Consider the following 533-nt stretch of genomic DNA (forward strand, 5'->3'; position numbering starts at 1 on the left):
CGGTCGACCTTGGTGCCGTCGGCATACGTCCACGTGCTGCTGCCGTCACCGCCGTAAGCAATCGAGACGTCCTGCGCGGGCTGCCCATCCGACCCTGGCACGGTGCCGTGCGTCGGCCTGCCATCAGCAGTGAACCTGTCGAAGGATGCACCGTCCGCGGTCACCTCGCGGGTGACGTCACCGGCGGCGTTGCGGTCGACGGTCGTGCCGTCGGCGTAGGTCCACGTGCTCGATCCGTCACCGCCATAAGCAATCGACACGTCCTGCGCCGGCTGCCCATCCGACCCCGGCACCGTTCCATGCATCGGCCTGCCATCAGGGGCGAACCGATCGAACGTCGCACCATCCGCGCTCACCTCACGCGTGACGTCACCAGCGGCGTTACGATCGACCGTCGTGCCGTCCGCATACGTCCAGGTACTGCTGCCATCACCGCCGTAAGCAATCGACACGTCCTGCGCCGGCTGCCCATCCGACCCCGGCACCGTGCCATGCATCGGCCTGCCATCAGCGGTGAACCCGTCGAACGACGC

The 533-nt window shown here is 67.7% G+C and carries 1 protein-coding gene; it reads right to left on the reverse strand.

Going from position 1 to position 533, the window contains the following annotated elements; genetic code table 11:
* The coding region (locus KBX34_RS33270) for a hypothetical protein (protein WP_210929018.1) at positions 1-533 on the reverse strand (533 nt) is incomplete at both ends.

It is taken from the genome of Micromonospora sp. M61 (genome assembly GCF_018070245.1).
In the GTDB taxonomy this organism is placed as follows: domain Bacteria; phylum Actinomycetota; class Actinomycetes; order Mycobacteriales; family Micromonosporaceae; genus Micromonospora; species Micromonospora zamorensis.